Origin of the sequence: Pseudoalteromonas sp. BSi20495, assembly GCF_000241185.1 — a bacterium.
In the GTDB taxonomy this organism is placed as follows: domain Bacteria; phylum Pseudomonadota; class Gammaproteobacteria; order Enterobacterales; family Alteromonadaceae; genus Pseudoalteromonas; species Pseudoalteromonas fuliginea.
On sequence record NZ_BADY01000159.1, the window covers coordinates 91529 to 103875 of the forward strand.

The window sequence follows — 12347 nt, forward strand, 5'->3', positions numbered from 1 at the left end:
GCTCCTTTTTAGTATACTGTTGTACCAATCTACTTAGGTAGGGAAATTTAATTCGTTAAATTGTTCAAATACTTATGCAGATTAGTATTAGTAGCATTAAATTAGCGAAGTAACGACTCAGTTAATACTGGGCGAATTTCACGAATAATCGCTTGAGTCAATTTTGGTGAACCACAGATGATATTACCGCTGTGGCTATAGTTATTACCACCAGCAAAATCTACAACCATACCGCCGGCTTCTTTAACCATTAGTTCGCCCGCTGCAGAATTCCACGGTTTTAAACCAATTTCAAAAAATCCATCAACACGACCCGCTGCAACGTATGCCATATCTAGTGCAGAACAACCTGCGCGACGAATATCAGCAGTGTGTACAAACAATGCTTTAAACGCTTCAGTGTATGCATCCATGTGGTTTTTATTTTTGAAAGGGAAACCAGTAGCAAGTACAGTGCCCGCAAGAACGGTAGTTTTGCTTACACGAAGACGTTTGCTGTTAAGTTGAGTGCCTTGACCACGAGAAGCAGTGAAAAGCTCACCACGAATTGGATCATAAATAACAGCTTGGTCTAAACGACCTTTAACTTTAAGTGCGATAGAAACCGCGTAATGAGGGATGCCTTTGATGAAATTAGTTGTTCCATCGATAGGATCTACAATCCATTGGTAATCATCATCCTTGCCTTTATGCTCACCTAACTCTTCACCAACAATCGAGTGAGTTGGGTAAGATTGTAAAATAGTGTCACGAATTACGGCTTCAGCTTCTTTATCAATGTTAGTTACTAAGTCGTTAGCGCCTTTTTGTTGCACTTCAACTTTTGATAAATCTTCACTTGCGCGAAGTAAAATTTTGCCTGCGTTACGCGCAGCGCGAACCGCAATGTTTAACATTGGATGCATGGAGTTACCTTTGGGTTGTAAAAGAACGTTTATATATTTCAGCCGGCGTATTTTAGCGATTTCTGCCATAAAGTAAACAATAAACCCTAAATACTTTTGTGTGTTTTTTATACTTTATTGTTCTGCATATATATTTGCGGCTGTATAAAATTTAAATAAATCTAAAAAACCACTTTACCTAAAGTTAACTTGAGGTTTTATTGTGTTTGCATACTCAATCAAGAAGGACACATTATGTATTTAGAACATGTCAATTTAGTGGTTAATAATATTGAGGATATGATTAAATTTTATCAAGCGGTATTCCCTCATTGGTCAATCCGAAGTGAAGGTAGGGGCACTTGGCATGGTAAACCAAGGCGCTGGGTGCATTTTGGTGATGACACACAATATATTGCAATGAGCGATCATGGTGAAGGTGAAAACCGAGATTTAGCAGGCCATCAATTAGGTTTAGCGCACTTTGCTTACGTTACTCAAAATTTAGATGCAGTAGTAAAGCGTTTGCAACAAGTTGGTTTTAAAATAGATAAACAAGGCGGTGACAACCCATTTAGAAAAAATGTTTATTTTATCGATCCGGCTGGATTTGAAGTAGAGTTTGTAGAATATTTAAGTGATATACCAAGCGAGCGAAATAACGATTTATAATAAAACGTCAGGCAGTAACTTAGGCTTATTTATCTTTCGAAGTTGAATTTTAAGCCGTGTGTTTGGTTTTTAGTAGAACACACCTATGTGGTGTGCTTATTCCCTATAAATAGGTAATAACAACGTATAAATGCCAAACACAGGCTAACGAAAGGCTCTACCTAGGACTGCAGTTAGCACTGAAAATAGTTGCTTGAGATAGATTTATTATCCAGAGTTCAGGTTATTTAGGTTACAAATCTCGGGCAGCAATTAAACGCACCTAATTAAGGCAATATCTGACCTTAAAGGTCAATCGACTCTAACGCGCTGCTAGATAAATTATAATGAGCGGTTATTATTAACGCCAAGTTGTGTTTTTAGCTCGTTTGCAAAGCTCATAAACTTCTCTTTTATGGTGCGTTTTATTTTAACTTCAACCGACCCCATTACTGCTTTACCTTCAATATGAATAGTGGGTCCTTGGCGCTTGTTAAGCGATACCGACTTGTTTTCAAGGCTGCTTAAAATACAAAACATTTTAGAGACTACATTTACATGCTCTGGTACATAAATTTCATCGCTACCAAAAATACAGTTAACGTGAATCGTTACATTTTGATGGGTAAAAATGGCATCAGTAAAATCAAGCACTACAGAGCCCATAAAATTGGTTAAGTATATATTTTTTGGCACAACCCATTGACCACTGCGCTCGTTAGAACCCAAAATGCTGCGTAGCGTAAAATCATCATCGCTGTTTTGCTGTGCACTATAATGTGGAGTAAATTGCGATTGTTTTTCTGCTTTATATTGCTGATCGGTATTAAGTGTTAAGTCTTCAACTAGGATTAACAAAGCTTCATTACTATTTGCATCCATAGCCTCATCTAAGCGTCTTTCAAATGCATCCACTGAAATAACGCCATGGCTGTAATTATAAATTAATTGATCTATCACTTGTTCGCGTACTTGCTCTATTGGGCGGTCTTCAACTTTTACAGACATGGGTATTCCTTATTATATTTACTATTGGTGGTGAGTAAGCAAACGGCGTACCAAATATAATTTCAATAATTATCAGAGGCTTAATTTTTCAGTCTGTTTTTAGTTTTGTTATATTAACGATAGATTAACCAAAACTGCAATTATCTAGCTATTTTCACAATGTGAGAAAGTTTTACCGATGAGTCTGTAAATAGTTACACGGCTATAACATGAGATTAGTTGATTTAAATTTCCAACCCATTGAATTTAAATGTTAAATTTAGTTGGCCTAAAGTTCGCATTAGTTAAAGTGTCTTTAATCAAAAGGAGAAAGATTATGAAAACATTTAACAAATCTATTATCGCGGCTTTAGTTCTTGGTACTACGGCTATGAGTGCCCAAGCAAACAGCTGGGAAAACGAAAGTAAAGATGCTTGGATTGATGGTAAGGCAGAAACAGTGCTACTTATGAACACTAATCTAAACAACTTTGACATTAACACTGATGTAAAAAATGGCAAGGTAGTACTTACAGGTAAAGTTGATAGCGAAATTGAAAAAGAGTTAGCAGAAGAGCTTGTACTTAGCCTAGATGGCGTATCCGATGTTGAAAACAGCCTGACTGTTGTAAAAAACATGGATACCAAAAACACAGACAAAGACATGATGGATGATGGTGACAACGACCTAACAGACGCTAAAATCACCACCGTAATCACAACGCGCTTCCTATTTGACTCAGAAGTTGGTGGTACAGACATCGATGTTGATACCGATAACGGTATTGTAACTCTAAACGGTTCTGTAGAATCTGAAGCTGAAAAACAGCTAGCGGTTAAAATTGCCAAAAATGCTGAAGATGTGCGCGACGTGGTAGATAAATTATCTATCGTTGCTGAATAATGCACTATACTCAAAGCCCAGTGAATCTGGGCTTTTTGTTTTTTAATTTTAAAGGAGTTAAGTTATGGATATCATTCGTATAATATTGTCAGTTTTATTACCGCCACTAGGTGTATTTTTGCAAGTAGGCTTAGGTATGCATTTTTGGTTAAATATTTTATTAACACTGCTAGGTTATTTCCCAGGGTTAATACACGCCATTTATATTATTGCTAAAAAGTAACGTTGTGTTATTTGTATTATTAGTTGTGTAAGTCAATTTTAAATATAGCTTAAATAGGCACTTTTAATTGGCTTGCATGAATCCCTTCTCTTAAATTCCTCATTTTTACACATTACTCCCTCATAAAAGATTACTATTTAAGCAGTTAGCTTACTGATTGTTAAAATAAAGGTTTTTAGTAGTGACAAGCCCCCAAAAAGTTTTTATACTGCAACCCGCTTTAGTCGCTCTGTGACTGAACGCTTCAAAAATTAACTGCCTAGCAGTTATATAAAAGTTGGCCCCTTAGCTCAGTTGGTTAGAGCACACGACTCATAATCGTTAGGTCCCCAGTTCGAGTCTGGGAGGGGCCACCACTTTTACACGCTTTCCAAGTAAACACCCACTAACAAAAATTACCCTGTGCTACCTCTGTGCTACTTTTAGTATAGCGGAAAACATCTCTATATGCTTGATATGATCAATCCCTTACCTTTTACTGAGCTTCACTTCTAAGCAGGAAAGCTTGTTGCTATATGATTGGACATTGTTTTGCTTGATAGTGGTCAACATTCAGGTAAATCATTTTTCCATCAAGTAAATGCTATAATATTCATCGTTCTAAGCAATAGGAAGCGAATGATGGATACTAACGAATACTACTTTCTAAAGAGCTTTTTAAAACCTAAAAGCTTATCGAAAGTGTTGAGTATGAGAGATTGGACTAGTTACTTAGGCCGTGATGCAAAGCTCGCTTTAAATAAATTTGAAAAAGAGGGGGTTTTACAGTCAGCTAATACCCAGGAAGTTGTCACAGCGACTTATTCTGCTCCAAAGTTAAAAAATATTTCTCAAAACCTTAACCTGCCAACTTCTGGTACAAAACCTGTTTTAGTTCGTAGGATTTTGGAGGCAGCACCAAATTCTTTTAATGGTAATTCATTAGAACATGATTTTTTGGTTTGTTCCTGTGAGGGAGCGAAACAAATTGAAGCTAAAGGAAAAATCATTAAAAATGAAATGTTTGCTGCAATTGAGCTATCAGTAAATGAAGCTCTAAATAGAAACTTTGAAGATGCTTTTGAGCCAGTTAGGAAATATCAACTGAGTTTACCATTTCAATCAGGCTTAGGAGTTGACTGGTCTAATTTTGGTGGTTCAAGAGAGGTTTTTATAATTAATAATATTCTTGATGATTGGCCACTCATTCTTTCTGAGATACAGCCTGATTTAAAGCCTCTAGTGCGTCAAGGAGCAATTAGTATGTTTCTTTGGGGGTTAAAGCTGGATGATGAATTAAGAAAGAAATTAGCTAGCAATGGAACTCACTTGGACCCTGATGGCGTATGTCGCATGATGTTATTCTTTGCACAAAACAAGTTTCGTATATTTGATGCTAAATTAAAGTCTCAAGAACTTGATATGCCGTATATTATGAAAACTTTACGGTTCGAAGGGGATTTTTGCTCTGCATGCGAAAAACACAGAGTTGGTGATTATAGTCTAAGCGAAGTACCGGAAATTCCGTTAGCTGATTGTCGGTGCAAAGGTGGTTGCACCATAGCACTATCGGAGGCTCTTGATATTAACAAAGTCACTGCAATGAGAAAGACCTCGAAGATGAGTTAATGGGTAGTAGCTCATATTTAATCCTACAATGCTAGTTGACGGGTTTCTACGGTATCAAAGCAGACTGCTTTGAGGAGAAGCGGTTATTGAGACTGGTAAAACTTTTATTTGCTTATATATTTATGAAGGTGAGCAACACGTGCACATTAGCTTTTTTTGAAGGTTTAGTGATAGAAATACCTCAGATCATTGTTGTTAAAATCACTTAAAGTAGGTAAATGAGCGTTAGGTCGAATCGATAAATGTATTATTAAATTGTAATGAGCTAACCTAATTACGAGATTGTAGGAGATAAAAATGGATTTTGATAAGCTAGCATATCCAGAAAAATTTACTTTTGCAGGTAAGGAACACAAAGGGTATCGCAATATGTCCAAAGGTGAAGTTATAGTGCCCTATACAGATGAACCGAATATAGGTATTGGTGACGTAATTACTCAAAAATCAGGGACGCGTGAAATTCACCTTAAGGTTCTAGATACTTCCTTTCTAGAAAAAGGTTCTCTTGGAGTAGGTACCTTACATCCTCATATACTAACTCTCAAGGTCGAAAACACAACCTCACAACCTCATGTCACAAAACATGGTGATTCCACTTTCAATATAGGCTCAATAAGTGGCGATAATGTTCAGGTTGGTAACAGTAATACATTATCTACCAATGTAACTATTCATGAGCTGACGGAAAAAATCGCTAAAAGTGATGACCCTGAGGCGAAATCAAAACTAAAGGAATTTTTGCAAAATAGCACTGTTGGTAGTCTTATTGGTTCTGGCGCTTCAGCTTTAATTGGCATGCTGTAGGCGCATAATAAAGTCATTAAACTCAATTCCTTAGGTCACCCGGCGTTCGCAACCTTGAGCAGTCTATGGTCGAGTTATATGCTTTTCAGATCAATCTAATTTGGTAAATAATCACTTTATTGCAGACAGGTGTATTTGTATGGGTATCATTGTTTATTCCTTTTAACTTTTAATTTATAGGAATATTTATGACATCTTTAATGGCGATATATTTATCAGGCTTCATTGGCAGCAATTTCGGAGCTATTGCTTTGATAATTACACCTAACAATAAATTATTACTCAACAATAGCCAAGCTTTGCTATTGGCATCTATTTTTGGTTGTTTTTTATCTTCAGTTTTTTATGCTTCTACTTCAAACTTTGAAATTGGATTAGAAACGGTGATCGGTTTTGGTGCGTTTTGTTTTATTACAATTTATCGCTACTTAAAGAAGCCAGAAAAACTACTAAAGTTAAAGCCGCGTATATGACAAGTCAATTATGGCATGGACGCAAATTGAACTGAGTCGAACTTCGGTAAAGAGGGAGTCGTAGTCATTGATATAGCCTGTGTTAATATGCAACATGTAAGACAGGCTCATTTATGTACGTAATTAGGGGAAACAAAGAAGATATCTGCCATCTTTGCCTAATTAATAGAGAAAAAACTTTATCTAAGCAGTATGCTAAAACCGCATAAGATATAGTTCGGGCACTACTATAAATTAGTATAAAAATAAGGAGAACAAAATTGAGTGACTGGCCTATATCATGGAGAGATGTACATTTCTTAGGTGGTATTCATGCAATTAACTTGCCATCATCTAATAAAGTTAAAATTTACCCAAGCACCACAGATGACAAGACTGCAATAATAACTATTCCAACATATCAGCAATTATACGTAGGTTTAGATCAATTAGGGTTAAATGAGCTAGTTGGTACAGAGTTTTATACTGATGTATCTCAAATTGATGGCAGCGCTCCATCTGAGTGGAGAGTTCATACAGCTTACAAATCTAAGTCATGGTCACATATCGAAGCTATTTGGCATTGGTCACATGTATCAAATCAAGGGTATAAATTAAAAAATGCGTTTTTGTGGGATATAGCTAAACGAATATCTCATCAAATCAGTACATTAAATGAGTCTTTCAAAGTTTTGTCTCGCAAGTATAGAGATCAGCTAATGGGACGGTGTATACAAGAAAAAATTGAAGTAGGGAGTAAGTTTGAAGATGGGTTTTCAAAAGATATATATAACTCCTTTCAACACTTTTTATTTGATGCATGTACTTTGAGAGATTATTTATCCGAGTTTATTTTTCACTTCATATTATCGGATGAAGAAAAGTCGGGAGTACAACATATGAACATGACATCACGTATTTTCAACAAATATTTCAAAGATAAAAGCCAGCCTACTGTATTTAGAAAAAACTTTAAAAGTGCTTGTGGCAAAAACGGATGGCTAAATATATTAGGAGCATATAGAGATCTGGTTACACATGCATGCCCAATGTCGATGGCTGGTGGTTACTTTTGGATTCGTGTTGAAAGTTTAAAACTGAATGATGGTAAATTACTTCCTAAAATTGTTGCGCCGATTCCATTAAATCCTGAAGAAATAAAGCTGGAAAGAAATACACTAGAATCATTTGAACGATTTGATCAAAAGTTAAAAGAGTTTTTTGGTAAATCAAACGATGAAAAACAGTCAGCTGATATTTTAACTTACTCAAAAACTGTTATGGATAATTTTTCAAGTTTCATTTGGGAACTGGCGGAAGAAAGTCCATATAAAGGTATAAGGCATACAATTACAGATAGTGAGATTGTTGGTAAGATAAAAATAGTAAATAGGTAGTTAACATGCCAAGAGCAGGTTATGCATGTAGTAGAAGCAGGTTTTGAAATGTGCATAGTACATGCTACTGCCGTCCGCTGGTATATGATAGCTTTTAATTCTAATTTACAGCAACGGAAATAGGGTTACCTTAAATAAACTTCAGTAATTTCAGCTCTAAAGTGGCCTAGCTCTTGCGACACAGTTTCAAGAGCAATAGCTCTCGCTAACCCCAAGCTTTTTAGTTCTGCCATTCTCTCTTGTGCATAGCTGTGTCTAAGGCCATGACCGCCATTAGAAAAAAAGAGTGTACGACTAGATGCTTTTGAGAATGAGCATGACCATTTATGACCACCACCAAGATCGTAGCGTTGCAGATAATTAATTTCCCTGTCACGAATGGTAATAGGCTGTGCTAAGCGCCTTTGTTCTAGTTGTGTAGCCAGTGCGTTAGGTATTAGTACATTACGGATTAAGCCACCTTTGCCTTTCACTGTGTAAATACGACCTTCTCGACCAAGCCATTTACTGTCTAGCGCTGGACGGTTATCTGCTTTACGCTCTGATACTTTGGCAATTGTTAAAAGCTCATGGGCTCTTAATCCTGCGGTATAGGCTATTTGAGTTGATAAATTATATTTTCTAGTTTGATGCTCACTGATTGCTAGAGCTTGGGCTGGAGTGTAGGCGCGAGACTTTTCGATTATCTCTTTTTCGGATTTTATTACAGTCAGTGTTTCTTTAGGGTCAAGTTTGCCGTTGAGTTTAAACATAGCTTGAATTGCTTGCCGTTCCATATCCAGTGTTTTTTGGCCTGCAAACTCACTGCGGTAATCAAGATATTTATAAGCATCTTGAAGGCTCATACCCTGTACACCATTAATTCCAATATCTTTTGACCACCGAGCTATTTTTATAAGTGCAGCTTTATAACTTCGAGCAGTACCTAGAGATTTAATAATTTTGTGCTTAAATAAGTTTTTAGCTAGCTTTTCCGCTTGCGTTTCTGGTTTTGCGAACTTAGGTATTTTTATCAACCCACCGTTTTACAGTTGTCCAATGTGCTCTCACTCCTTTACGCAAGAGCCATCTTTGTAGGTTGGCTATATTCGTATCTTCTTCGTAAAGAGCTAGAAGTCGTTGTTTATGTTTATCGAGCTTGGATGGCTTAAATCGTTTTTTACTGATCAATTTTTTCTCATTCTTTAGGCGCAATGCTTCTGCTTTAGCATTAAAGGTCATAGTTATTCTCCGGTGTGATTGTAAGAAAAACTGGCTGATAAAGCTCAGCGGCTAACGCCTATTCGCCCCCGTTCAACGCATAGCGTTTGGCTCGGACTGATCTCGCCATTAATTATTTTTGATACGTAAAAGCATCAATATGATTTTCACAGTGAAGTGAAACTTGTAAACCTCGTTACTACGTTTTGAAGGCAGCTGAACAGCGCCTGTATTTTTCTTTGCTCGTTAAGAGCTAACTAGCTTCTAGATTAGCACTTTTTCAAACCATTTCAATCTGCAAATAAAAGTATGCGTATAACGCCTTATATCCCCAGACCCCGCTATGTGTAAGCCGATTTTAGGCTTCTACATAGCGGGGTCTGGGCAAAGCCCAGTAAAAAGGAGGCGAATTGCTCATGATGCCTCATTTTGAAATGGTTTGAATTACAGTGGAGGGAAGTTTGGCATGCCAAACTTAATACCTACTTGCTACAGAAATATAAAATCTTTTCTGCGAGTTCATCTTCTATGCAATACAAAAATGCAGTAGGCACTTCTAAAATATGAGCTAAAGCTTTAACTGTTTTGAAGTCAGGAGCATGAACACCTTTTTCATATTGATTCATTCTAGCCGATGCTGCGAACTCATCCATACCAGCTAAGATCCCTAGTTTTTTTTGGGATAGTTCTTTTGCTTTTCTTGCTTCTTTTAATCGTTTTGGAAAAGGTGAGTCATCATTAGTTTTCATTTATATCTATTCTTAACTTGAAAACTAAGAGTTTCTTAGCTTTAATGTGTTTTAGATACTAAGTAATACTTAGCTTTTGAGGTGGTATATGATTTGGAAAACACTAAAGGTTATTGGTTCGGTAGCCGTGGCTGTGATCTTAGACGTTGACGATAAGTCAGAGGAGGATCGCTTTATTGATGAGTACAGTGATGGCATGGGAAGCGTAAATCATTGTGGGGACGACTATGCTGAACAGGAGGCCAGAGATGCACATGCCCGTGGAGAGCTCTATAAGTGAAAAGTAATATGATTAAGCCTGAAAATAAGCCATATCAGTCTGTGCTTGCAGTACTATCAGTGCAGCTTTACGGTTGCGAGAAAAGCTATCAACAATTAGCGCTATTAAGCAGTCAACTAAATAACATATCGGAATCTAGGTTAATTAGTTCATTGCTTACCTTAGATTTTATGCTTCATCATTATATAAATGATAAGGGAGAGGTTTGGGATATTCAAAAAGAAAGTTATCAAATGTTTTGTAATCGCTCGGAGTCTTTAAAGATTGTGAATAGTGGTTACTCTGAAAAAGACGTTCAGCACTTTTTCCAATGGATTGTTATGCTTTCCAATTGGGATCATGGTTTAAACTTGCCAATCACCTACAGTTTTCATTAAATTTTTAGCTTGAGTTTGGCATGCCAAACTTTAAGCCCCCTGTTTTGAGCAAAAATTTAGCCTTTTTTTGATGTAAAAAATTGTTGATATTTACGCTATAGATCCTGAACAAAAAGCGCAACGTAAAGAGAATTATTCAGATTAAGCTCTATTTTAAAGGAGCGACTCGCTGGTTACTTTACCAAATGATTAAAAATAATTAGAATATAGAGACAGATTATACCAAGTCTCACTAATACAAAATAAACAGGTTTCAATGAAAGAAGTGTCGATTGTAATAAGGAAAGAAAATGAACCTCTGGAAAACAGTGAAGCTGAATTCAAATCTTCAATAAATTGGAGTTCATTATTACTCGCTTTTTCTGCACTAATTACTCCTATTTTAGTTGCTGGTATAGGTTATCTTCACATCACTGAGACACATGCTGCGAAGTTAGAGCAACAGAAACAAGAAAACGAAGCTGAACGGCAAGCTGAATATATAAATTTGGGAGTTAAAATTTTAGGAGGCCCTGCAAATGAAAATAATACTAACTTGCGAGATTGGGCAGTAAAACTTATAAACAATTATTCTGACGTTAAAATGTCTGAAAAAACACAGAATGAACTTATAAAAAAATCGTCCATACCTGTTGATTCGGTCCCGGATGCATTTAACCCAAATTTAGTTGGCTACTCCCTCAAGTGGGATGGAGATAAAACAAAAAGCTATGGATTAGAGGTTCAGGAGAAACGCGGTGATTCATGGAGCTATTTAAAGGCTTTGAGTCTTCAAGGAAATACTCATTATTTATATTTGCCAAGAAATATCTCTTTAAGGTGGAGAGTATTAGAATACCCACTATCTGATGAGAAAAATAATAATAGAGACTGGAAAAAGTTGCTAATAAATGATTTTGAGTCTCAATATTACCCTCAATAGTCAAACCTTGATGAACTTGGCCTTATTCATTCGGATTATAATTGAAAGGTCTGTATTGTGATTGGTTTAATTTTTAACTCAAGTTTGGCATGCCAAACTTCCCTGTTTTGAGCAAAAATTTAGTCTTATATTAATCAATAAAGTGCTAATTTCCTTCTAAGAACCTTACTTACATCTAACTTTAGGTCATTAGACTTACTTTGCATTACCAGCTTTTACTACTTTAAAAAAAGCATCAAAAAATTGCCCCCCCCTTTTTGAGAGTCAGATTAAGAAATATGTGGAGAATAGGTTATTCCAATAACTAATAGGAATAATAATGAAGATCAAACAACAATTTTATACGCTAGAAGAAGTCGCTGATGCAATGCGTATTTCAAAACAGACTTTATACAATAAGCTTTGCGATAATCGAAAAGGTAAATCAGAGCACCTGCTACCACCATATATTAAACAAGGTGGGAAAACTTTATTTCCTATAAGCGAATTCCATAACTGGATTAAAGAGCAACCACTGATAAAAAGTGAATCGGTGATGCACCAATGAGTACTGATGATCAGATTGAAGAGATTGTAAAATATTGTCCTTATAAGATGAAAACAGTTGGTTTTTATCCTGCATTTTTAATTGACCCGTGTGTTTTACCTCTTAAAGACACAGATTTATCTGAGGTTAAGAGCTTCGGAAAATACGCAACAGTCATATTGAAAAGCTCGCAGCCTCTGCCACATGGACACTATGCGAGACTGATTATTGCTTACCTAACAACAGAAATTGTCAGAAGACCAGAGCTCCCATCTTATGTAATTGCTAACTCGGTAAGTGATCTGTTTAAACGAGTTACTGGGCAAAAGGTAATCTCGGGCGGTACATTCGCAAACTTTATGCTTGCTCTTAAGAGAGTATTT

Annotated in this window: 17 protein-coding genes and 1 tRNA gene; 13 read left to right on the forward strand and 5 right to left on the reverse strand. The window is 36.3% G+C overall.

The window, feature by feature from the left end; genetic code table 11:
• Window positions 1-101 precede the first annotated feature (101 nt).
• Window positions 102-905 (reverse strand): inositol-1-monophosphatase, encoded by an 804-nt coding sequence (gene suhB, locus P20495_RS02085; RefSeq protein ID WP_007375998.1) that lies wholly within the window; start codon window positions 903-905, stop codon window positions 102-104.
• A gap of 234 nt (window positions 906-1139) precedes the next feature.
• Here suhB and P20495_RS02080 point away from each other — a divergent pair, with 234 nt between their 5' ends.
• Window positions 1140-1556, forward strand: coding sequence for a VOC family protein (locus P20495_RS02080; protein WP_008138897.1), 417 nt, complete (start codon window positions 1140-1142; stop codon window positions 1554-1556).
• Window positions 1557-1877: 321 nt separating this feature from the next.
• Here P20495_RS02080 and P20495_RS02075 read toward each other — a convergent pair whose 3' ends face one another.
• Complete coding sequence (locus tag P20495_RS02075) at window positions 1878-2543, reverse strand: LiaF domain-containing protein (protein WP_008138898.1); 666 nt, start codon at window positions 2541-2543, stop codon at window positions 1878-1880.
• A 316-nt stretch (window positions 2544-2859) separates the two neighbouring features.
• Here P20495_RS02075 and P20495_RS02070 point away from each other — a divergent pair, with 316 nt between their 5' ends.
• The 7 genes from P20495_RS02070 (at window position 2860) to P20495_RS02040 (ending at window position 7910) form a co-directional block, all read left to right on the forward strand.
• Window positions 2860-3426, forward strand: coding sequence for a BON domain-containing protein (locus tag P20495_RS02070; protein WP_007376001.1), 567 nt, complete (start codon window positions 2860-2862; stop codon window positions 3424-3426).
• A gap of 64 nt (window positions 3427-3490) precedes the next feature.
• Window positions 3491-3649, forward strand: coding sequence for a YqaE/Pmp3 family membrane protein (locus tag P20495_RS21750; protein ID WP_002957822.1), 159 nt, complete (start codon window positions 3491-3493; stop codon window positions 3647-3649).
• A gap of 279 nt (window positions 3650-3928) precedes the next feature.
• Window positions 3929-4005, forward strand: a tRNA-Ile gene (locus P20495_RS02060).
• A gap of 262 nt (window positions 4006-4267) precedes the next feature.
• Entirely contained in the window at window positions 4268-5257 is a 990-nt protein-coding gene (locus P20495_RS02055) for an SAP domain-containing protein (RefSeq protein ID WP_008138901.1), read from the forward strand.
• A 297-nt stretch (window positions 5258-5554) separates the two neighbouring features.
• Window positions 5555-6061: a hypothetical protein gene (locus P20495_RS02050; protein WP_008138903.1), complete on the forward strand. Its 507-nt coding sequence runs from the start codon at window positions 5555-5557 to the stop codon at window positions 6059-6061.
• Window positions 6062-6249: 188 nt separating this feature from the next.
• On the forward strand, window positions 6250-6534 hold the full coding sequence (locus tag P20495_RS02045; protein WP_008138905.1) for a hypothetical protein: 285 nt from the start codon (window positions 6250-6252) through the stop codon (window positions 6532-6534).
• 260 nt (window positions 6535-6794) lie between these two features.
• Entirely contained in the window at window positions 6795-7910 is a 1116-nt protein-coding gene (locus P20495_RS02040; protein WP_008138907.1) for a hypothetical protein, read from the forward strand.
• Between the two features lie 125 nt (window positions 7911-8035).
• On the opposite strand, the gene P20495_RS02035 is transcribed toward P20495_RS02040, so the two are convergent.
• The 3 genes from P20495_RS02035 to P20495_RS02030 all read right to left on the reverse strand — a co-directional run bounded on the left by P20495_RS02035 (window position 8036) and on the right by P20495_RS02030 (window position 9859).
• Window positions 8036-8917: a site-specific integrase gene (locus P20495_RS02035; RefSeq protein WP_033016383.1), complete on the reverse strand. Its 882-nt coding sequence runs from the start codon at window positions 8915-8917 to the stop codon at window positions 8036-8038.
• The gene (locus tag P20495_RS21025) at window positions 8910-9131 is read right to left on the reverse strand and encodes a hypothetical protein (protein ID WP_033016372.1); all 222 of its coding nucleotides are present in this window, start codon (window positions 9129-9131) and stop codon (window positions 8910-8912) included. Before P20495_RS21025 ends, P20495_RS02035 begins: the two co-directional genes overlap by 8 nt.
• Window positions 9132-9592: 461 nt before the next feature.
• Window positions 9593-9859 (reverse strand): helix-turn-helix domain-containing protein, encoded by a 267-nt coding sequence (locus P20495_RS02030; protein ID WP_008138909.1) that lies wholly within the window; start codon window positions 9857-9859, stop codon window positions 9593-9595.
• Window positions 9860-9935: 76 nt separating this feature from the next.
• Here P20495_RS02030 and P20495_RS02025 point away from each other — a divergent pair, with 76 nt between their 5' ends.
• The 5 genes from P20495_RS02025 to P20495_RS21030 all read left to right on the forward strand — a co-directional run.
• Entirely contained in the window at window positions 9936-10139 is a 204-nt protein-coding gene (locus P20495_RS02025; RefSeq protein ID WP_242401503.1) for a hypothetical protein, read from the forward strand.
• Window positions 10136-10516 carry a hypothetical protein gene (locus tag P20495_RS02020; RefSeq protein ID WP_033016376.1) on the forward strand — a complete coding sequence of 127 codons (381 nt, stop codon included), beginning with the start codon at window positions 10136-10138 and terminating at the stop codon, window positions 10514-10516. The genes P20495_RS02025 and P20495_RS02020 overlap by 4 nt, the downstream gene beginning before the upstream one ends.
• A gap of 256 nt (window positions 10517-10772) precedes the next feature.
• Window positions 10773-11438 (forward strand): hypothetical protein, encoded by a 666-nt coding sequence (locus tag P20495_RS02015; protein ID WP_008138912.1) that lies wholly within the window; start codon window positions 10773-10775, stop codon window positions 11436-11438.
• A 319-nt stretch (window positions 11439-11757) separates the two neighbouring features.
• On the forward strand, window positions 11758-11985 hold the full coding sequence (locus tag P20495_RS02010; protein ID WP_008138913.1) for an AlpA family transcriptional regulator: 228 nt from the start codon (window positions 11758-11760) through the stop codon (window positions 11983-11985).
• Window positions 11982-12347, forward strand: a 366-nt coding sequence (locus P20495_RS21030; RefSeq protein WP_033016378.1) for a hypothetical protein, incomplete at its 3' end; no start/stop codon positions are given. The genes P20495_RS02010 and P20495_RS21030, both read left to right, overlap by 4 nt.

Bases quoted from the DNA above. Each gene is read 5' to 3' on its own strand.
- P20495_RS02055 (WP_008138901.1), top strand. From the start codon at position 4,268: ATGATGGATACTAACGAATACTACTTTCTAAAGAGCTTTTTAAAACCT.
- P20495_RS02015 (WP_008138912.1), top strand. From the start codon at position 10,773: ATGAAAGAAGTGTCGATTGTAATAAGGAAAGAAAATGAACCTCTGGAA.
- P20495_RS21750 (WP_002957822.1), top strand. From the start codon at position 3,491: ATGGATATCATTCGTATAATATTGTCAGTTTTATTACCGCCACTAGGT.
- P20495_RS02045 (WP_008138905.1), top strand. From the start codon at position 6,250: ATGACATCTTTAATGGCGATATATTTATCAGGCTTCATTGGCAGCAAT.
- suhB (WP_007375998.1), bottom strand. From the start codon at position 905: ATGCATCCAATGTTAAACATTGCGGTTCGCGCTGCGCGTAACGCAGGC.
- P20495_RS02070 (WP_007376001.1), top strand. From the start codon at position 2,860: ATGAAAACATTTAACAAATCTATTATCGCGGCTTTAGTTCTTGGTACT.
- P20495_RS21025 (WP_033016372.1), bottom strand. From the start codon at position 9,131: ATGACCTTTAATGCTAAAGCAGAAGCATTGCGCCTAAAGAATGAGAAA.
- P20495_RS02080 (WP_008138897.1), top strand. From the start codon at position 1,140: ATGTATTTAGAACATGTCAATTTAGTGGTTAATAATATTGAGGATATG.
- P20495_RS02075 (WP_008138898.1), bottom strand. From the start codon at position 2,543: ATGTCTGTAAAAGTTGAAGACCGCCCAATAGAGCAAGTACGCGAACAA.
- P20495_RS02030 (WP_008138909.1), bottom strand. From the start codon at position 9,859: ATGAAAACTAATGATGACTCACCTTTTCCAAAACGATTAAAAGAAGCA.
- P20495_RS02010 (WP_008138913.1), top strand. From the start codon at position 11,758: ATGAAGATCAAACAACAATTTTATACGCTAGAAGAAGTCGCTGATGCA.
- P20495_RS02050 (WP_008138903.1), top strand. From the start codon at position 5,555: ATGGATTTTGATAAGCTAGCATATCCAGAAAAATTTACTTTTGCAGGT.